Consider the following 18,158-nt stretch of genomic DNA (forward strand, 5'->3'; position numbering starts at 1 on the left):
CGCCGACCGCGTCGCGGCGGGCTCGGCCGCGGGCCGATCAGGCCGGAGCGCGGCGCTGCCAGCCACGGATCTCCTGGAGATAGAGGCCGGGCAATTGCGCCGCCGCCCCCGCGGCCAGCACGGCTTCGAGGTAGCCCGGCCGCGGCAGTCCGCCGGCCTGGCTGCGGCCGAGATAGATCAGGGCGCGCTTCGTCCCGCCATCGGTGACGACCGGCTGGTAGGCCTTCACGTAGAGCCCGCCCGCCACGCCCTCGTAGCGGTCCAGCGCCGGCACGTCGGAGAGCGCGAGTTCCCACAGCACGCCCCACACCGTCGCGCCCGGTGCCCGCACCACGGAGGCCCAGCCCTCCCGCATGATGATGAAGCGGTGCCGCGGCAAGCGCCCGCGCCCGATCAGCCGCGAGGCCGGGCAGCGTTGCGCCATGGCGGCGGCGTCCATGTTGGCGCCGTAGGCGAAGTAGAGCGGCATCGATCTCGACAGAGGGTGCGGGCGGGATGCCTACTCGCCGGGCGTCCGGTGTTCGCGTTGGACGGCACGCTTCACGGCGCGCTCGTTGGCGAGCATCGCCAGATAGGCCATCGCGAGAACGACGGCCGGAATCACGAAGGTGACGAAGATCTCGCCGGAACTCACGGCAGAAGGCTCCTGAGGATCCGCCTCGCGATCCAATGTAACCCTGCCGCGGTCGAAATCCAGATCGTCGCGAACGCGACGGTTCCGAAGCTGAGGGTCGGCGCGCTCGCGACGCCGAAGCTCATGGCGGTGACCGGTGTGACGCCGCCGATCACCACGAAGGCGACGGCGACATTGTTGAGGCCGGTCGCCAGAAGCTTCGTCTGCTCGTTGTGGATCTGGTTCACGGCGGCCGACGACGACCGGGCCGATCAGGCGAATTCCAGGATCACCGCATCGACGGCGAGGCTGTCGCCTTCCTTGGCGGCGATCTTCGAGACGGTGCCGTCGCGCTCGGCGCGCAGCACGTTCTCCATCTTCATCGCCTCGACGATGGCGAGCGGCTCGCCGTTCTTCACCTCCTGGCCCTCCGAGACCATGATCTGCTTGACCAGGCCCGGCATCGGGCAGAGGAGCTGCTTGCCCGAACCGGCATTCTCCTTGACCGGCATCAGGTCGGCGAGTTCGGCCTCGCGGCGGGTGAAGACCCGCGCTTCGGCCGCCGCACCCGCATGCTGCAGGAAGACGCCGTTGAGGAGCGGGCGGACCTGGATCGCCACCGGCGCGCCGGCGACCGTGCCGCTCCAGACCGGATCGCCGGGGCGCCAGTCGCTGCGCACCGGGGTCGCCGTGCCGTCGTCGAAGGTGACGAGAAGGTCGTCGTCCTGCGTTTCGACGGTGACGTTGAAGCGCTGGCCGGAGAGCACCACCACGCGCTCCCGCTGGAAGGTGAGCAGGCTCGGGTCGCGCATCTGGCCGGAGATGCCGCGCTTGCGGATGTTGAGCTTGTGGTCGATCGCCGCCGCCACCGCCGCGAGCCGTCGGGCGACCTGCCCCTCCGGCGCGGGGGCGGAGAAGCCCTCCGGGAACTCCTCCTTGATGAAGCCCGTCGAGAGCCGGCCCTCGCGCCAGCGCGGATGGGCCATCAGGGTGGCGAGGAACGGGATGTTGTGGCGGATGCCGTCGATGGCGAAGGCATCGAGCGCCGTCGCCTGCGCCTCGATCGCCTCAAGCCGCGTCGGCGCCCAGGTGACGAGCTTGGCGATCATCGGATCGTAGTGGATCGCGATCTCGCCGCCCTCCTCCACGCCGGTATCGTTGCGCACGATCGCCCCGCCGAGCGGACCCTCCTCCGGCGGCTGGTAGACCGTGAGCCGGCCAATCGAGGGCAGGAAGTTGCGGGTCGGGTCCTCGGCGTAGACGCGGCTCTCCACCGCCCAGCCGTCGAGCTTCACCTCGTCCTGCGTCAGCGGCAGCGTCTCGCCGGCGGCGACCCGGATCATCAGCTCGACGAGGTCGAGCCCGGTGATCATCTCGGTGACGGGATGCTCCACCTGCAGGCGGGTGTTCATTTCGAGGAAGTAGAACGACTTGTCCTGGCCGGCGACGAACTCGACCGTGCCGGCGGAGTCGTAATTCACGGCCTTTGCCAGAGCGACCGCCTGCTCGCCCATCTTGCGCCGGGTCTCCTCGTCGAGGAGCGGCGACGGGGCCTCCTCGATGACCTTCTGGTTGCGGCGCTGGATCGAGCACTCGCGCTCGCCGAGATAGATCACGTTGCCGTGCTTGTCGCCGATCACCTGGATCTCGATGTGGCGCGGATCGGTGATGAACTTTTCCACGAAGACGCGGTCGTCGCCGAAGGAGGACGACGCCTCGGACTTGGCGCGGGCGAAGCCTTCGGCGACCTCGTCGGCCGACTCGGCGATGCGCATGCCCTTGCCGCCGCCGCCGGCGGACGCCTTGATCATGACGGGATAGCCGATCTCGTCGGCGATCTTCACGGCGTGCTCAGGGCTCTCGATCACCCCGAGGAAGCCCGGCACCGTCGAGACCTTGGCCGCGGCCGCGGCCTTCTTCGATTCGATCTTGTCGCCCATGGCGGCGATGGCGCCCGGGTTCGGACCGATGAAGACGATGCCGGCTTCCGCCAGCGCCTTCGGGAAGGCCTCGCGCTCGGAGAGGAAGCCGTAGCCCGGGTGGACCGCCTGCGCGCCGGTCCGCTTGCAGGCGTCGATGATCCTGTCGATCAGGAGGTAGGACTGCGCGGCGGGCGCCGGGCCGATATGGACGGCCTCGTCGGCCATCGCCACGTGGACGGCATCGCGGTCGGCGTCCGAGTACACGGCCACCGTCTTGATGCCCATCTTCCGGGCGGTCTTGATGATACGGCAGGCGATCTCGCCCCGGTTGGCAATCAGGATCTTATCGAACATCGCAGCCGCTTCTTGAGGGGGACTGTCCTGGCCTGCCCCTCCTGAAGGCAAGCCCGAACCCCTCCCGATAAAGCAGTTGCGCGAGAGACGGAAGCTGTGCCGCACACCCCAAAAGGCCAGCTTCGGTGAAATTCGATTGAGGGGCTATCAATTCGAATTTCGGCGCGGCTCGGTTGCTGGCCGCGGTGTCGTTGCCGAAGGCGAATCTGCCCTCAAAACTGAATACATCATGCAGCGCAGGGCAGGCGACCGGCGCAGCTCTCGGCCGGCTCGTCCATCTTGCTCTTGGCCAGGGTGCTCTTGGCCAAGGTGCTCTTGGCCTTGAGGGCGAAGGCGATCAGCGCCTCGTCGCTGGTGTCAGCCTCGCGCACGATCTCCATGGCGATCCGGGTGCCGAGCGCGGTCGGACCCTTGCGGCCGGCGATCGAGGCGGAGAGCCACGCGGACATCTCACGGGTGATGATGCCGGTGGGACGCTCGCCGTAGACGGCGAAGTTCACGACCTCGGCGGCGACGAAGGCGGAAAAGCCCTCGTGCGTCTCGGCGACCGCGCGGTCCAGGGCGAGCAGCAGGTCGGCCTCTTCCCGGCCCATGATGCCGTCGGGCAGGATCTCGCGGGCGAGCTCGCGGACGTCGTCCTGGGTCAGGCGGCCGGCATCGACGATGCGGGTGCAGAACAGTTCAAGCGCAGTGTTGGTCATGGTTTGATGCCTCCCCGGCCCCGTGTTGCCGGTGTTTGTCCGTGTCTGTGCTGACAATACGGACCGACAACACCCGAAGAGGTTAATGGCCAAATCTGAACCCGTGTTCAGGTAAACGTAGGCTCACGATTGAGCCTTTCGGAAATCTTGCTCTCGAAAAGTAAGACTCTCTTCATCGCACCACGACCTTCGTCCCGACCGGCACGCGGTCGTAGAGGTCCATCACGTCCTCGTTGAGCATGCGGATGCAGCCCGAGGACACGGCCTGCCCGATCGTCTCCGGCTCGTTGGTGCCGTGGATGCGGTAGAGCGTGTCCTTGCGGTTCTGCGCGAGGTAGAGCGCGCGGGCGCCGATCGGGCTGAAGGGACCGCCTTCCAGGCGCGGCGGCAGATCGGGATGGCGGCCGATCATCTCCGGGGCCGGGTTCCAGTCCGGCCATTCGAGCTTGCGGTCGATCTCCGCCCGCCCGGTCCATGCGAGCCCCGCCCGGCCGACGGAAACGGGGTAGCGCATTGCCTTGCCGCCGGGCTCGATGAGGTAGAGTCGCCGCTCGGTCGTGTCCACGATGATGGTGCCGACCGGCTCGCGGGTCGCGAAATCGACCATGGTGCGGGCCAAGGCCGGATCGAGGGGCGCTTTCGGCGCGAGCTTCATCCAGGCCGCGTCCCGCTCCGGCCCCGGCGGCAGGGGCGGGACGGCGGGCAGTTCGGCGACCGCCTGGACAGGCGGCGCGACCTGCGCCGTCCGCGACTGACAGCCGGCCAGGTCGGAGGTCAGGGGCACGAGGCCCGCGAGGAGGATGAGGGCGGACGGGGAGCGCATGGCGGGTGGTCGGTCGTGCGAGGAGGCCACCGCAGGTTGAGAGCGACTTTATGGCTAAGCTTGGGCCGGGAAGCGGCCCTGTGCGGAAGAGAGCGATCCGGCCCGCTGTCCCGCTTTGTCCTGTTGCGCGCGGGCGACAAGATCGACAAGTTCGAGGGAACGAGGCGGTGGGTCCCGGCGCGAACCGGGAGCATCGCATCGGCAACGACAAGGCCGTCCTGCCTCCGCAGGGCGGCGCGTGACGAGGTGGGATCGCCGGGCCCCGGCATCGACGCTTCGCGCACCCTGGGAGAAACGGCCCTGAGCACCCTCTACGTCACCCATCCGAGCGCGGTCGAACACGTGGTTCCGACCGGACATCCGGAGCGGCCGGCCCGCATGCAGGCGGTCGAGAGCGCCCTCGAGAACGAGCGCTTCGCCGCCCTCGTCCGCAGCCACGCGCCGAAGGCGGAGGCGTCGGTCGCCGAACTCGCCCACCCGGCCGCCTACGTCGAGGCCATCGTCGCGGCCTCGCCCGACGAGGGGTTCTTCCAGATCGACGGCGACACGCTGATGTCTCCGGGCACGCTCAACACCTGCCTGCACGCGATCGGCGGCTCGAACCATGCCGTCGATTCGGTGATGAAGGGCGAGTGCGCCAACGCCTTCGTCGCCATGCGCCCGCCCGGCCACCACGCCGAACTCACCCGCGCCATGGGCTTCTGCCTGTTCAACCACGCGGCGATCGCCGTGCGCCACGCGCAGAAGGCGTTCGGCGCCACCCGCGTCGCGCTGGTGGATTGGGACGTCCACCACGGCAACGGCTCGCAGGACATCTTTTGGTCCGACAAGAGCGTGCTCTACGCCTCGACCCACCAGATGCCGCTGTTCCCCGGCACCGGCTCGACGGGCGAGCGGGGGGACCACGACACCATCGTCAACGCGCCGCTCTCGGCCTTCGACGGCAGCGAGATCTTCCGGGAGGCCTTCGAGGCACGGATCCTGCCGCGGCTCGACGCCTTCGCCCCCGACCTGATCGTGATCTCGGCCGGGTTCGACGCGCACAAGCTCGACCCGCTGGCCAACATCCAGCTCGAAGAGGCCGATTTCGGCTGGGCGACGCGGCGCCTGATGGAGGTCGCCGACCGCCACGCCAAGGGCCGCGTCGTCTCGATCTTGGAGGGCGGCTACAGCCTCGACGGGCTCGCCCGCTCGGTGGCCGCCCATGTGGACGCGCTGATGGGGCGGTGACCTTCTGTCCCGAAGACCAGCCTCCGGTCTTCGGGACGACGGTTTGGGGCGCCGCTCATCCCTCCAGCGGCTCCTCGCTGACCAGCTCGATGCCGAAGCCCGAGAGGCCGACATAGGCGCGGGACGAGGACGACAGGTTGCGGATCGAGACCACGCCGAGGTCGCGCAGGATCTGCGCGCCCAGGCCCACCTCGCGCCACTGGCGCACGCGCTGCGCCTCGGCGCCCTCCTCCGCGTAGCGGTTGAGCGGCACACCCGCGGTGCCGTCGCGCAGGTAGACGAGGATGCCCCTTCCCTCCTTGGCGAAGCGGCGCATGACGCTCTCGATCTGCTGACCGCCCTCGATGACGTCGGCCACGACGTTGGAGCGGTGCAGGCGCACCGGCACGTTGCGGCCGTCGCCGATGGCGCCGTGGACGAAGGCGAACTGTTGGATCGGCTCGAACGGCGTGACGTAGGCGTAGCCGGTCATCGCGCCGAACTCGGTCTTCACCGGGAAGGTGCCGACCCGCTCCACCAGCCGGTCGCGGGCCTGGCGGTAGGCGATGAGGTCGGCGACCGACACGCGCTTGAGGCCGTGCTGCTCGGCGAACGCGTCGATCTGCGGCCCCTTCATCACGGTGCCGTCGTCGTTGGCGAGTTCGCAGATCACGCCGACCGGCGGCAGGCCCGCGAGCTTGCACAGATCGACCGCCGCCTCGGTATGGCCGGAGCGCATCAGCACGCCGCCGTCGCGGGCGATGAGCGGGAAGACGTGGCCCGGCCGCACGAAATCGCCCGCGCCCATGTTCCCGTTGGCGAGCGCGCGGACCGTGTTGCAGCGCTGCTCGGCGGAGATGCCGGTGGTGAGGCCGTGGCGCACGTCGACCGTGACGGTGAAGGCGGTGCCGAGCGGCGCGTCGTTGGAGGCCACCATCGGGTCGAGGTGGAGACGGCGCGCCTCGTCGAGGGTAATCGGCGCGCAGACGATGCCGCAGGTGTTGCGGATGATGAACGCCATCTTCTCCGGCGTGCAGAGCGAGGCGGCGACGACGAGGTCGCCCTCGTTCTCGCGGTCGTCGTCGTCGGTGACGACCACGATCTCGCCGCGGGCGAAGGCCTCGATGGCCTCGGTGACGCTGCAATGGGGCACGGGCTTCGTCTCGTTCAGCGGTTCGAAAGGGCGGGTCAGGCGCGGTCGCCGACCTGGCCGCGATGGCGAAGATAGTGGTCCGCCAGCACGCAGGCCATCATCGCCTCGGCCACCGGCACGGCGCGGATGCCGACGCAAGGGTCGTGGCGGCCCTTGGTGACGAGGTCGATCTCCGCACCGTCCCGGTTCACGCTCCGGCGCGGCGTCAGGATCGAGGAGGTCGGCTTCACGGCAAAGCGCACCACCACCGGCTCGCCCGACGAGATGCCGCCGAGGATGCCGCCGGCATGGTTGTCGAGGAAGCGCGGGCGGCCGTCATTGCCGGCGCGCATCTCGTCGGCGTTGTCCTCGCCGCGTAGGCGCGCCGCGGCGAAGCCGTTGCCGATCTCGACGCCCTTGACCGCGTTGATCGACATCATCGCCGCGGCGAGATCCGCGTCGAGCTTGCCGTAGATCGGTGCGCCGAGGCCGGGGGGCACGCCTTCGGCCACGACTTCGATCACCGCGCCGACCGAGGAGCCGTCCTTGCGGATCCCGTCGAGATAGGTCTCGTAGAGCGCGGCCGCCGTCGCATCGGGGCAGAAGAACGGGTTGCTGCCGACCTGCTCCCAGTCCCAGTTCGCGCGGTCGATCGCGTGCGGGCCCATCTGCACCAGGGCGGCGCGGATGGTGATGCCGGGGATCACCTTGCGGGCGATGGCGCCGGCCGCGACCCGCGCCGCCGTCTCCCGTGCGGAGGAGCGGCCACCGCCGCGATAATCGCGAAAACCGTACTTGGCGTCGTAGGTGTAGTCGGCGTGACCGGGGCGGTAGCTGTCGCGGATCTCGGAATAGTCTTTCGAGCGTTGATCGGTGTTCTCGATCATCAGCGCGATCGGCGTGCCGGTGGTGAGCTGGCGCCCGCCGGTGCGGTCGTCACCGAACACGCCCGACAGGATCTTCACTTGATCGGGCTCGCGCCGCTGCGTGGTGAAGCGGGACTGCCCCGGCTTGCGCCGGTCGAGTTCCGCTTGGATCTCCTCGGCGTCCAGGGGAAGGCCGGGCGGGCATCCGTCGACCACGCAGCCGAGCGCCACCCCGTGGCTCTCGCCGAAGGTGGTGACGCGGAACAGGTGGCCGAAGGTGTTGTGCGACATGGCGCGCGTGCCTTAGCGCGGGATGCGGGGCGGCACAAATTCCACCCACTCATCGGTCTGTCGGGTGCAGGCGGGCATCGGCTCGACCGCGAAGCCTGTTGCAGAAATGTAGCCTATGGGCTACGGTCTATCATGCCAGAGATCGTCCGAACCCGCGTTTTCGCGGACTGGCTCAGAGGACTTCGCGATGATCGTGCGAAGGCAAGGATCGCAGTGCGGCTCGACCGCCTCGCACTCGGCCATGAGGGTAACTCGAAGCCGGTCGGCGAAGGCGTCAGCGAGCTGAGGATCGACTACGGGCCGGGCTATCGGATCTACTTCACGTATCGTGGTCGAACCCTCGTCATCCTTCTCTGTGGAGGGGACAAATCCAGTCAGAAGCGCGACATCGCCCGTGCGAAATCCCTCGCGGTGACGCTGGAAGGAAAGCCATGACCGAGTTGAGCCCCTACGATTCGGCTGAATTCCTCGACAGCGACGAGGCCGTCGCCGAATATCTCGCTGCGGCCATTGAGGAAGGCGATGCCGCACTGTTTCGTCGGGCGCTCGGCGTGGCGGCGCGCGCCCGCGGCATGACCCAGATTGCCCGCGAAACGGGCTTGTCGCGGGAAAGCCTCTACCGGGCGCTGTCGGATGACGGCAATCCGAGCCTCGACACCGCTTTACGCGTCCTTAACGCCCTGAACGTCCGCCTCAGCGCGTCCGTCGCCGCTTCTCGATGACGCGTCAGCGTTGCGCCGGAAGATCCAGCCCGCCCCGCGCCTTCAGCGCCCGGTAGGCGGCGATGCCGGTGGCGAGGTCGGCGTGCAGCCGCCGCTCGTCGGCGAGGGCGTTGAGATCGTAGGTCAGGCCGAGGATGTGGGCCGCCTCGTAGCCCTCGGGCAGTTCGCCTGCGCTGCCGAGCGTGATCGCCGGGATCGGCAGAGCGCCCGAGAAATCCGAAAGCCGCTCTCGCAAGCGCGCACCGCTCTCGCGCAGATGCGCACCCGCGCGCGGCCCGTGCGCGCGGATCGCCGCCACGGTCCCCTGCGCCAGCGAGAGGTGCACCGCCTCCCGGTGCGCCGGGAACAGATAGACGAGATAGTAGCCCGTCGTGGCGCTCGTCGTCACCGCGGGGTCGAACACCGCGAGCCACGGCACCGCCGCCCAGCGGCTGCCGCGGCCGGGGCTGCCCTTGACGAGGAAGGGCCCGTCGAGGGGCGCGAGTGCCCGGCGCAGCTCGTCCGGCGCGCCTTTTCGGATCACGTGCGCGAGGGGATGCCCGGCCGGCGGATCGGTGCGCGCGAGCGGGTATCCCTCGACGATGCGGCGCAGGGCGTGGCCCAGACTCACGAGGGGCTCACGGGTCGGAAATCACCCCGCCGGTCACTGGCGCGCTCACCCCTGTCGTCGTCGGATAGGTGAGCGGCAGCCCTTCCAGCGCGCGGAGCGCGAGGTAGGCGAAGGCCTGCGCCTCCAGGAAGTCCGAGGACCAGCCGATCGCGTCGGCGTTCATGACCTCGGCGTCGAGGAGCCGTTCCAGCATGGCCATCAATGTGCGGTTCTTCGCGCCCCCGCCCCCGACGATCCAGCGGGTCGGGCGCTCGCGGGCGAAGGCGAGGCTGCGGGCGACCGCGTGGGCGGAAAAGGCGGTGAGCGTCGCCGCGCCGTCCTCGACCGTGAGGTAGCCGGCGAGCCGGTGGGAGAACCAGTTCCGGTCGAGGGATTTCGGCGGCGTGCGCAGGATCAGCGGGTGGCCGAGCAGGTTTTCGAGAAGCGCCTCATCCACCGTGCCGCGGGCGGCGGTGGCGCCGTCCGCATCGAGGTCGGCGCCAACGCGCTCCGTCATCCAGTCGTTGATCGGCCCGTTGCCCGGCCCGGTATCGAAGGCGAGCATGGCGCCCTTCGAATCGATCAGGGTGACGTTGGCGAGCCCGCCGATGTTGAGGATGCCGAGCGGCCCGGCAAAGCCGGCGGCCTCGGCCAGGGCCCTGTGGAACACCGGCACCAGCGGCGCGCCCTGTCCGCCTTGCGCCACGTCGTTGGCGCGCATGTCGGAGACCACCCGAATCCGCAGGCGCCGGGCGAGAGCCGCGCCGTCGCCGACCTGAACCGTGATGCCGAGCCGCGGCCGGTGGATCACCGTCTGGCCGTGGAAGCCGACCACGTCGATGTCCTCGGGCCGAAGCGCGTTCTCGGCCAGGAACGCCTCGACGGCCTCGGCATGGGCGCGGGTGACGAACGCCTCCGCCTCGCCCAGGCGTCCGGGCCGGTCGTCCCGGTCGCGGATGGCCTCGGCGTCGCGGGTCGCCTCGCGCAGCAGCGCCTTCTCGTCCTCGCCGTAGCCGCGGTAGCCCGTCGGCCCGAGCGGCGCGATGAAGCCGTTGGCCGATTTTACGACGCGGATGCGCTCGCCGTCGCTCTCGATCAGCGCCACGTCGATCCCGTCCAGCGACGTGCCGCTCATCAGGCCGATCGCGCGCTTCATCGCCATGGCCGTCCTGTCTCCCGAAATCCCGGCTCGTGCCTTTCGCGGCCTGCCCTGCTAAGAGCGCCCGCGAGCGCGTCCCCTCGCGGGATAGCATTCCGGCCGCGCCCCTGTCGCGCCGCCAAACCATCCGAGACCGATCATCATGACCGCCGAGAGCTTCGCGCCGAAATCCGACTTCATCCGGGTGCTGCAGGAGCGCGGCTACATCCATCAGGCGTCCGATCTGGCCGGCATCGACGCGCTCGCGGCGGAGGGCGGTCTCACGACCTATACCGGCTACGATTGCACGGCGGCGTCGCTCCATGTCGGCCACCTGCTCTCGATCATGATGCTGCACTGGCTGCAGAAGACCGGCGGCAAGCCGGTCGTGCTGATGGGCGGCGGCACCACCCGCGTCGGCGATCCGTCCGGCCGCGACGAGGCGCGCAAGATCCTGACGCTGGAGCAGATCGAGGCGAACAAGGACGGCATCAAGCAGACCTTCTCGCGCTTCCTCAGCTTCGGCGAGGGCGCGGGCGACGCAGTCATGGTCGACAACGCCGAGTGGCTGACGAAGCTCAACTACATCGAGATGCTGCGCGACATCGGCCGCCACTTCTCGGTCAACCGCATGATGTCGATGGACAGCGTGCGGATGCGGCTGGAGCGCGACCAGGAACTGTCGTTCCTGGAATTCAACTACATGATCCTCCAGTCCTACGACTTCGTGGAGCTGAACCGGCGCTTCGGCACCCGCCTGCAGATGGGCGGCTCGGACCAGTGGGGCAACATCGTCAACGGCATCGATCTCGGTCGCCGCATGGGCACGCCGCAGCTCTACGCGCTCACCTGCCCGCTGCTCACCACGGCCTCGGGCGCGAAGATGGGCAAGACGGCGGCCGGCGCGGTCTGGCTCGATGCCGGGATGCTCTCGCCCTACGACTACTGGCAGTTCTGGCGGAACACCGAGGACGCCGATGTCGGCCGCTTCCTCAAGCTGTTCACGCTGCTGCCGCTCCCCGAGATCGAGCGTCTCGCCGCGCTCCGGGGCGCCGAGATCAACGAGGCGAAGACGATCCTCGCCACCGAGGCGACCGGCCTGATGCACGGCAGGGAGGCCGCCGAGGCGGCCGCCGAGACCGCGCGCAAGACCTTCGTCGAGGGCACGCTGGCGCAGTCGCTGCCGAGCGTCTCCGTGCCGCGGGCGGTGTTGGAGGCGGGCCTCGGAGTGCTCACCGCCTTCGGACCGGATTATGCGGGGCTCGTGCCGTCCACGAGCGAGGCGCGCCGCCAGATCAAGGGTGGGGGCCTGCGGGTCAACGACGTGCAGGTGAGCGACGAGCGGTCGGCCCTCGGCCTCGGCGACCTGACGGCGGACGGCGTGGTCAAGCTCTCATTCGGCCGCAAGAAGCACGTGCTGCTGCGGCCGGAATAGCAGCGCCTGCCGGGGCTCCGCCTGCTACCGTGTGGGCGGGCGCGTGCCGTCGCGGATCGCGCGGAACACCGGCAGGGCGCTCGGCAGCGCGTGCTTCGTCGTCGCGCAAACGACGTCGATACGGCCGATGACGCGGTCCAGGATCGCCATGTAGATGCGGACGTTCCGGTGGTCCGGCCCGGAGGTCGGGATCGAGACGATCTCGAAACCGGCGAACTCGCTGCTCTTGATCGAATCGACGGTTTCCGTCTCCAGACCCTGGCCGGCCAGGATCGTCCTGGCCTGGGCCACCCGTTCCTTGAGGGCCGGCAGGGCGTTCAGCTCCGCCTGCGAGGACACGGACCCCTCCGGGTTCCGTCGGAACCCCGCCGCACAGAGCGCGTGGCTTCGTCCCGCGACCGGCGGTTGCCCGGTGAGGCTGACGATATCGACCAGGGTCTCGTGGTTGGGATCCTTGCGCGGCGGTCGGATGGCGAACCCGGCCGGCACCGTCACCGAAAAGCCGGTCGCCGGGTCCGTGAACTCCTCGCCGATCGCAGGGACGCCGAAGAGCAGGAGGGCAAGAAACACCCTGCAGGCCTGGGTGCGACCTTGCCTCATGCCCTCTCCCTTCGATCGATGCGCGCAGCGCAGAATGCCACGCTGCCGGGTCGTGGCGGCGCCGTCCACCTCCGCCCGGCCGCCGCCTTTGATCAGATCGCGCTGACGAGGATCTGACCTTACTGCTCCGGCAAGCCCTGCGGCGCGCCGTTGGCAAAGGCGTCGCCGCCGCCGGCGCCGAAGAGCTTGCGCAGGAAGCCGGGGGCGACCGCCGAGAGCGGGTTCACGCTCACCGTCGGCTTGGCGATCGGCCCCGACACGGCGAAGTTGACCGCGAACAGGCCCTCGTTGCTGCCGCCTGCGAGCAGCGGTCCGAACAGCGGCACCTGTGCGACGACGTTGTTGAGCCCGTAGAGCGGCACGAAGGTGCCGTCGATCTGCGTGCGCTCTTTCGCCGTGTCGAGCCAGCCGGCGGCGGTGAAGCCCATGGCCGGATTGGAGATCGCCGCGTCGGAAAAACTCACCCGCGGGCCGTTGCGGGTGAAGTTCGCCCGCATCTTGTCGAAGCCGACGTCGTTGGCGTTGGGCGCGGTCCGCCGCCCGTCCGAGGGCGGCGGCGCCTGGGCGACGATGCTCGACAGCGCCGGCTCGTTGCGCAGGGCAAAGTCCTTGATCTGGACGACGCCGGCCTGCGGGCCGTCGTTGAGATAGATGTTGAGCGCGAGCCGCCCGCCATACATCCGCTTGTAGATGTCGAGGAAGCGCAGCGTCGCGCCGGAATCGGCGGAATCGAGGGTGAGCAGCGGTGCGCCGCGCTCGTTCCGAACCACGGCGTTGAGCGGGGCGGCGCCGAAGCGGCCCTTGAACTGCGCGGCGCGCAGGTCGCCGCCCTTGAAGCTCGCCTTGAGGGTCGCGTTGGTCAGCGACTCGCCGTTGAAGCCCGCCAGGATGCTGGCGGCGACGTCGGCCTCGATCTCCTTGCCGGGATCCTTGCTGCTCTTGCCGTCGTCGCCCGTCATGCTCTTCAGGAAGGGTCGCGCGTCCACCACGGCCCCCTTCACCGCCACCTTGTAGGTCGAGCCGGCCCGGTCGAGGCTAACGCGCATGTCGTCGCCCGGCGAGAGCTTGAGCGCGGTCAGCTCGGCCCGCTCCAGATTGCCCTCGGCCGAGATCGTCGCGCTGCCGCGGGCGAGCGCCGGGGCGGCGTCGAGGGTGATGTCGCGCAATTCCATCGCGCCGCCCGGTCCCTCCACGAGGGTGAAGCCGAGGCGCCCGGCCTTGCCCGCGGGCTTGCTCCAGCCCGGCATCAGGCCGTTGATCGAGGCGCGGGTCAGGTCCGCCTCGACCCGGGCCGGCGGCTTGCCGGCGGAGGCCGGGCGCCCGACCGGCACCACGACGCGAGCCGGGATGACGCCGCCGAGCTGCGGCGCGGTGGGCAGGCCGCGCTTGGTCCGGAAGGCGTCGTCGAGGGTCAGGCTCACCACCGCCTCGCCGGGGCTGCCGGGTTTGGGCTGCCTCAGGTCGATGGCGACGGCGGCCCCGAGCAGCTTCCCATCGCCCTTGAGGGCGAAGCCGCTGCGGTCGAACGAGATCGCGAAGCGGCCCGCCTCGAAGCGGTCCTTGCCGACCGCCTTGTCCATGCTGAACTCGGTCAGCGTCCCGGTGAGCGTCACCGGCATCTCGGCGAGATCGGGCACGTGCTTGAGATTGAGCGGCACGTCGAGCCGCAGGTCCGCCTTGCCCTTGATCGTGGCCGGATCGATGTCGGCCCCGGTGAGCCCCTTGAACATCGGGGTTTCGAGGAGGGCGGCGAGCGAGTCGGCGGAGCCGGACAGCCGCAACCCGAGCTGGGCGATGATCTTGTCCGGCTGCGGATCGCGGATCAGGAAGGAGCCGTCCGAGATCGTCAGCACCCGCGCGTCGGAGAGGCGGATCTCGGCGGTGGCGTTCTGGATGGTCGTGGTCCGGCCGGTGACCGTGCCGGCGACACGGCCGCGGCTGAGCGGCGGTGCGTCCTGCGAGATCGTGAGGCCCGCATCCGAGACCGCGAAGGCGACGGTGAGCGCCTGATCCGGCATCGGGTCGCCGCGGGTCGCGGCGGCGAGCTCCGGGCCGCTCAGGTCGATCTGAATGTCGGCCTGATCGAGCCGTCCGCCGCGCAGCTCGTCCACGAGGTAGTTGCGCACGCCGGGCGCGATGTTCTCCGGCCACAGCCGCAGCGCCTTGCGGCCGTCGGTGTCGCCAGCGACGATGTGCAGGGTGAGGCCGTCGTCGTCGGCCCGCGTTCCGACCGTCCCGCTCAGGCGGCCGTGCAGGCCGTCGCCCGCGATCGCGATCGACTCGATGTTCACGCCCCCGGCCCGGCCGGTGATCCGCCCGCTGATCTCGCCGACGCGGAAGGACGGGTCGCTGCGGGCGGCGCCGCGCAGCAGGGCATCCTTGCCGGCGAAGTCGAGGGTCCAGGCGTCCTCGGCGCCGGGCGGCCCGATGGCGAAGGCGCCGGTCAGGTGCGCGTCGTTGCCGCCGCCCTTGTAGTCGATCGCCGAGATGGCGAGGGCGCGTCGGGCCTCGTCCCAGGCCGCCTCGGCGCGCAACTCGTCGATGACGACCGGGTTGAAGTCCTTCTCGTCGATGAGGAGCGTGCCGCCGCCGGTCTTCACCTCGGCCTTCATCGTCTCGATGCGGCCGCCCGACAGCGCCACGTCGGCCTTGGCCGAGACCTTGAGGTCGGTGTCCACCGGCATCTTCGAGCGGCCGGAGAGCAGCAGCAGGTCGCTGACGGGCAGGTCGTCCAGGGTGATGACGCCCGCGCGGCGGCCCGCGCCGACCTCGTGGACGCGCCCGCCGAAGCGCCACTCGCCGTTCGGCCCGTCGATGCGCAGCTCGAACACCCGCGAATCGTCGCTGGTTCCCCGGCGGAACAGGCCGTTCACCCGCTCGAAGGTAGCTTGGTGCCGGGCGTCGTCGACGAGGTTCAGGCGCCCGTTGGTGATCCGTGCCCGGTCGAGGGCGCCGATGACGCCGGCCGGATCGAGCACGACGCCGAAGATCGAGGCGACCGCCGCCGAGACCGGCGAGACGGTGCCGCGGGCGGCGTCCACGCTCGGCAGGGTATGGGGCTTGGCCGTTTCGCCCGCCGCGCCCCCATGCGTCGGCGCGGAGGCGGCGAAGGCGATGGATCCGTCGTCGTGGACGAGGGCGGTCATCTCGATGTCGCGGAACTCGATCGAGCGCGGCTGGACCGACAGGCGCAGCAGGCTCCAGGTATCGAGGCTCACCACCGCGAGCGGCGCGCGCACCACCAGCGCGCCTTCCGGGTTGTAGATGTCGAGCCCGCCGACCCGCAGAGCCAGAGAGGCTTCGCTGTCGAGTTCGAGCGCGCTGTCGCGCAACGCCACGCGCCAGCCGGGGCCGAAGCGGCCCGCCACCGCCTCGGCGACCTGATGCGTGAGGCCGTCGACGCGGAGCGGTCCCTGCGACAGCCGCAGCACCACGAGACCGCCGCCGAGCCCGAGCAGGAACACGAGCAGCAGCGCGCACCAGAGGACCGGCCGACGCCGCCGGCGACGCGCTTCACGCGGCGCAGGGGTCTCGACCGCCTGCTGGAGCAGGGTCCTGGCCGTTTCCTGATCCATCATTCGTTCGCTGCTGCACCCGTAGGTTCGGGCGAAGGTCCGTTTGCCGCGGCGTCTGTCCTCAGGATTCAAGCCATTCCGGCATGGCGTCCCGGGAAGTCTGCGTGCATCAGATCAGGCACACCATCAATCGGCCGAAAGGAAGGCGAGATGCCGCTGGAGCCCGGCAATGCCGCACCCCTGTTCTCGTTACCCGGGGCGGGTGGGGAAACCATCTCTCTGGAGAGCCTGCGCGGTCACAAGATCGTGCTCTATTTCTACCCCAAGGACGACACGAGCGGCTGCACCCTGGAGGCGCAGAACTTCAATGCTCACAGCGACGCCTTCGCCGCGGCGGGAGCGACCGTGATCGGGGTGTCGCCCGATTCCGTCAAAAGCCACGACAAGTTCCGGACGAAGTACGGCCTGACCTTTCCGCTCGCCTCCGACGAATCCAAGTCGATGCTGGAAGCTTACGGCGTGTGGGTCGAGAAGAGCATGTACGGCCGGAAGTACATGGGCGTGGAGCGGACGACCCTGCTCATCGACCGCGAGGGGCGGATCGCGCGGATCTGGCACAAGGTCAAAGTGCCGGGCCATGTCGAGGAGGTGTTGGCGGCGGCCCAGGCTCTCGCGTGAGAACACGGAGCGTCGTCGTCGGGGTCGGAGACTCTGACGACCCGCTCGCTGCCTGGCCTTGCGACGTCTTTTCCAAAAGCCGACGGCTCCTTTCCGATACGAGGCGCTAAGCTTCCTTAACCTTAATCGTCTGTCATCGGTCGCGTCACCGACCGACCGACGTGCCATGACATCGACTGCCCCGGCCCGCCGCAGCGCGGGCCTCTTCTCCCTCGCCCACAGCCGTCTCGTCGCGGCTCTCAGCCTCGGGCTCGCCGTCTCGACAATCTGGGCGGCGGGGGCGAGCTACTACCTCGTCTTCCACGACGAGGTGCTGGCGCGCTTCGTCTCCCGGCAGAGCGCGATGCAGTTCGCCTACGAGGAGCGGCTCGGAACGCTCCAGCGCGCGCTCGACCGCTCCGCCGCCGAGGGCGCCGCGGCGCGCGGCGGCGTCGAGAGCCGGCTCGCGGCGCTCATCGAGCGGCAGGCCCTGATCGAGAAGCGCCAGGGGCTGCTCGCCGGCTTCGGCGGGGCGGCGAACATCGATGTGCCTGCGCCCGCTCCGGTTCCGGTCGCGGAGCCGGCGCCCCGTGTCCAGAAGCCGTTCCCGACGCCGGGGCTCCGCATGGGCGGGGAGGATCGCGTCGAGACCGTAGGGCCCGACCCGGCCGCGCGCCTGTCGCGCCTCGAGGACGGGCTTCATCGCGTCGCCGAGGCGCAGTCGCGCGCCGTCGCCGGTATCGCCCAGCAGGCTGCCCGCAGCGCCGAGCGATTCCGCGATCTGATCGCCCGCACCGGCCTCTCGCCGGCCCGATTCGAGGCGCCGCCGGCCGGTGTCGGCGGTCCGCTCGTTCCCCTCGGCTCCGACGCGTTCGAGCGCGGTCTGGCCGATGCGCGGCGCCAGATCGACGAGGAGACGCATCTGCGCCGGGTGGCCGCCGCCCTCCCCTTCCGTCAGCCCCTGCCGGGGGAGCTTTCCTTCACCAGCAGCTTCGGCGCCCGGCTCGATCCGTTCACCCGGGGCTACGCGCTCCATACCGGCGTCGACATGCGCGCCGAGACCGGCGCCCCCGTCCAGGCCACCGCCGCCGGGCGCGTGACGGCGGCCGAATATGCCGGCGGCTACGGCAACATGGTCGAGGTCGATCACGGCCGCGGCCTCGTCACCCGCTACGCGCACCTCTCGGGCACCGCCGTCTCGGTCGGACAGCGGGTCGAGGCGGGCGCCGTGGTGGGCTTCGCGGGCTCGACCGGCCGCTCCACCGGCAGCCACCTCCACTACGAGACCCGCATCGACGGCGAGCCGGTCGATCCGCAGCGCTTCCTGCGCGCCGGGGCGCAGCTCGTCTTCGCGGATTGATGTCGTAAGACGGCTTTTGGTCGATCGCTTCGGTCAGACCATGGTCTGTCCCCTCCCCCTTGCGGGGAGGGGTTCGGGGTGGGGGTAGTGCAGAAGGCACCGCACCGCCTCATCCTGAACCCCCCCCACCTCCTGCCTCCTCCCCACAAAGGGGAGGAGCGGAGCGACGGCGGCCGAAGCGATCGGGCGGATGGGGTAGGAGCTGAAAGGCCTCCTACGGCACCACGCGGG

Annotated in this window: 18 protein-coding genes; 6 read left to right on the top strand and 12 right to left on the bottom strand. The window is 70.0% G+C overall.

Going from position 1 to position 18,158, the window contains the following annotated elements; translation table 11 throughout:
* Window positions 1-37: 37 nt before the first annotated feature.
* The 6 genes from MFF42_RS14740 to MFF42_RS14760 all read right to left on the bottom strand — a co-directional run bounded on the left by MFF42_RS14740 (window position 38) and on the right by MFF42_RS14760 (window position 4,413).
* Window positions 38-469 (bottom strand): gamma-glutamylcyclotransferase family protein, encoded by a 432-nt coding sequence (locus MFF42_RS14740; protein ID WP_238256403.1) that lies wholly within the window; start codon window positions 467-469, stop codon window positions 38-40.
* 30 nt (window positions 470-499) lie between these two features.
* The gene (locus MFF42_RS26375; protein ID WP_283206883.1) at window positions 500-634 is read right to left on the bottom strand and encodes a hypothetical protein; all 135 of its coding nucleotides are present in this window, start codon (window positions 632-634) and stop codon (window positions 500-502) included.
* Entirely contained in the window at window positions 631-861 is a 231-nt protein-coding gene (locus MFF42_RS14745) for a hypothetical protein (protein WP_238256404.1), read from the bottom strand. Before MFF42_RS14745 ends, MFF42_RS26375 begins: the two co-directional genes overlap by 4 nt.
* Before the next feature lie 24 nt (window positions 862-885).
* Window positions 886-2,889, bottom strand: a complete 2,004-nt coding sequence (locus MFF42_RS14750; RefSeq protein WP_238256405.1) for an acetyl-CoA carboxylase biotin carboxylase subunit — start codon at window positions 2,887-2,889, stop codon at window positions 886-888.
* A gap of 227 nt (window positions 2,890-3,116) precedes the next feature.
* Window positions 3,117-3,590 (bottom strand): hypothetical protein, encoded by a 474-nt coding sequence (locus MFF42_RS14755; RefSeq protein ID WP_238256406.1) that lies wholly within the window; start codon window positions 3,588-3,590, stop codon window positions 3,117-3,119.
* Window positions 3,591-3,762: 172 nt separating this feature from the next.
* Window positions 3,763-4,413 carry a L,D-transpeptidase gene (locus MFF42_RS14760; protein ID WP_238256407.1) on the bottom strand — a complete coding sequence of 217 codons (651 nt, stop codon included), beginning with the start codon at window positions 4,411-4,413 and terminating at the stop codon, window positions 3,763-3,765.
* Between the two features lie 300 nt (window positions 4,414-4,713).
* Here MFF42_RS14760 and MFF42_RS14765 point away from each other — a divergent pair, with 300 nt between their 5' ends.
* Window positions 4,714-5,643 carry a histone deacetylase family protein gene (locus tag MFF42_RS14765; protein ID WP_238256419.1) on the top strand — a complete coding sequence of 310 codons (930 nt, stop codon included), beginning with the start codon at window positions 4,714-4,716 and terminating at the stop codon, window positions 5,641-5,643.
* Window positions 5,644-5,698: 55 nt separating this feature from the next.
* Here the strand turns inward: MFF42_RS14765 and ribB are convergent, their stop codons facing one another.
* Window positions 5,699-6,775 (bottom strand): 3,4-dihydroxy-2-butanone-4-phosphate synthase, encoded by a 1,077-nt coding sequence (gene ribB / locus MFF42_RS14770; protein ID WP_238256408.1) that lies wholly within the window; start codon window positions 6,773-6,775, stop codon window positions 5,699-5,701.
* Between the two features lie 35 nt (window positions 6,776-6,810).
* Entirely contained in the window at window positions 6,811-7,911 is a 1,101-nt protein-coding gene (gene aroC, locus MFF42_RS14775) for a chorismate synthase (RefSeq protein ID WP_238256409.1), read from the bottom strand.
* 132 nt (window positions 7,912-8,043) lie between these two features.
* Here aroC and MFF42_RS14780 point away from each other — a divergent pair, with 132 nt between their 5' ends.
* Together MFF42_RS14780 and MFF42_RS14785 are read left to right on the top strand one after the other, a co-directional pair.
* A complete protein-coding gene (locus MFF42_RS14780; RefSeq protein WP_238256410.1) occupies window positions 8,044-8,346 on the top strand; it encodes a type II toxin-antitoxin system RelE/ParE family toxin in 303 nt (100 codons plus the stop codon).
* Window positions 8,343-8,633: an addiction module antidote protein gene (locus tag MFF42_RS14785; RefSeq protein WP_238256411.1), complete on the top strand. Its 291-nt coding sequence runs from the start codon at window positions 8,343-8,345 to the stop codon at window positions 8,631-8,633. Before MFF42_RS14780 ends, MFF42_RS14785 begins: the two co-directional genes overlap by 4 nt.
* 4 nt (window positions 8,634-8,637) lie before the next feature.
* Here the strand turns inward: MFF42_RS14785 and MFF42_RS14790 are convergent, their stop codons facing one another.
* Both MFF42_RS14790 and MFF42_RS14795 read right to left on the bottom strand, forming a co-directional pair.
* The gene (locus MFF42_RS14790) at window positions 8,638-9,243 is read right to left on the bottom strand and encodes a DUF3578 domain-containing protein (RefSeq protein ID WP_238256412.1); all 606 of its coding nucleotides are present in this window, start codon (window positions 9,241-9,243) and stop codon (window positions 8,638-8,640) included.
* A gap of 7 nt (window positions 9,244-9,250) precedes the next feature.
* Window positions 9,251-10,384, bottom strand: a complete 1,134-nt coding sequence (locus MFF42_RS14795; RefSeq protein WP_238256413.1) for an anhydro-N-acetylmuramic acid kinase — start codon at window positions 10,382-10,384, stop codon at window positions 9,251-9,253.
* A 139-nt stretch (window positions 10,385-10,523) separates the two neighbouring features.
* Between MFF42_RS14795 and tyrS the strand changes: the two genes are divergently transcribed.
* A complete protein-coding gene (gene tyrS, locus MFF42_RS14800) occupies window positions 10,524-11,795 on the top strand; it encodes a tyrosine--tRNA ligase (RefSeq protein ID WP_238256414.1) in 1,272 nt (423 codons plus the stop codon).
* 24 nt (window positions 11,796-11,819) lie between these two features.
* Here the strand turns inward: tyrS and MFF42_RS14805 are convergent, their stop codons facing one another.
* Window positions 11,820-12,464: a hypothetical protein gene (locus MFF42_RS14805; RefSeq protein ID WP_238256415.1), complete on the bottom strand. Its 645-nt coding sequence runs from the start codon at window positions 12,462-12,464 to the stop codon at window positions 11,820-11,822.
* A 50-nt stretch (window positions 12,465-12,514) separates the two neighbouring features.
* Window positions 12,515-15,970 carry a DUF3971 domain-containing protein gene (locus MFF42_RS14810; RefSeq protein WP_238256416.1) on the bottom strand — a complete coding sequence of 1,152 codons (3,456 nt, stop codon included), beginning with the start codon at window positions 15,968-15,970 and terminating at the stop codon, window positions 12,515-12,517.
* Window positions 15,971-16,120: 150 nt separating this feature from the next.
* On the opposite strand from MFF42_RS14810, the gene MFF42_RS14815 reads away from it, so the two are divergent.
* Window positions 16,121-16,588, top strand: coding sequence for a peroxiredoxin (locus MFF42_RS14815; protein ID WP_238256417.1), 468 nt, complete (start codon window positions 16,121-16,123; stop codon window positions 16,586-16,588).
* A 166-nt stretch (window positions 16,589-16,754) separates the two neighbouring features.
* Entirely contained in the window at window positions 16,755-17,927 is a 1,173-nt protein-coding gene (locus MFF42_RS14820) for a M23 family metallopeptidase (protein WP_238256418.1), read from the top strand.
* Window positions 17,928-18,158 lie beyond the last annotated feature (231 nt).

The organism is Methylorubrum podarium, from assembly GCF_022179745.1.
GTDB classification, from domain to species: Bacteria; Pseudomonadota; Alphaproteobacteria; order Rhizobiales; family Beijerinckiaceae; genus Methylobacterium; species Methylobacterium podarium.